Origin of the sequence: Pedobacter namyangjuensis (genome assembly GCF_003313325.1) — a bacterium.
Classification (GTDB): Bacteria; Bacteroidota; Bacteroidia; order Sphingobacteriales; family Sphingobacteriaceae; genus Pedobacter; species Pedobacter namyangjuensis.
On sequence record NZ_QMHQ01000017.1, the window covers coordinates 1 to 1099 of the forward strand.

At 35.6% G+C, this 1099-nt stretch carries 1 protein-coding gene; it reads left to right on the plus strand.

Annotation, left to right across the window (positions count from 1 at the left end):
- Positions 1-891 precede the first annotated feature (891 nt).
- The coding region (locus tag DUT69_RS19395; RefSeq protein WP_205314309.1) for a hypothetical protein at positions 892-1099 on the plus strand (208 nt) is incomplete at its 3' end.

Here is a 1099-nt window from a genome sequence, read left to right on the forward strand (position 1 = left end):
TTTAAGCTCCTCGTTAGTCAAGTTGTCAAGCAGGTCGAGAGGAACGCCGTCTTTTCTCTGTGCCCAAGAGTTAGCTTCCAAAAATTCTTTTCTAAATATGCCGAGATTATTTGTCACTGTCGCCTTGCTATAATTGGTGCTAACTTATAAATTAAGTGTAATAAAACTACATAAAAGTACAAGAACTTGTTGGCTTTATTTAGTAATTATCTATACAATAGAACAGAATGATTGGCTACTATTACCGAAATCTACAAGCAATGCAAGTAGCATGATATATAGCCGTACTAGCCTTAGCCTAAACACACAATTATAAAGAAATATAACATCTAGATACACCTTACAAGAACGCCTTAACAAATTAAAACTGGTTGCAATTTCGGCTAAAAAGCAAAAACCCACTCAGATGATCTCTAAGTGGGTTTTTTGCGGTCCGGACGGGACATTGAAAATACCCTTCAGACCTATTTAAACATCGTTTTTCTTGGAATGCTCACCAGATGCTCACCCAAAAGCCACAACTAATTGACTGTCTATGAATTACATCAAATATACTAAAAAATGCCAAAAGTCAAGGAGAAATTGACATCTTGTATTTGTTCTGAGCAATAAATCAATATATAAATATTTCAGCAAATAAAAAAGAGCTTACACTTCTTGCTAGCCATATCTAGATTTAGAAGATTCTCCTCAAGCTGATCAGCTCTTGAATATTAAAAAAATATAAGTAACTTGTGATGAAGATTGAGCCTATTTTCTTTTTTTAATTAAGGCTATTAACAGATTAGATTTAACATTGTCGAATAATGTGCGTTCTCAACCCTACACATTTCCTTCAGTTGAACCTTCATATTAATAGCATTGCATAAACTTGATGCAATAGTTTTGATCTTGACCAAATACAAAAAGGAATTAATGACAAGCACCAAGAACACCATTAAGCTGCATGAGGCAATCGCTATTATTCTTCTGAACCTCCCAGGAAGACGTGCCTCGTTTGACACGATAGCAACTGAGATCGAAAAGAGAAACCTTTTCCCCAACAGGGCTGGTAATATCCCGCTTGCCAAACAGATTAAGCTGCGTAGTGCAATCAAGT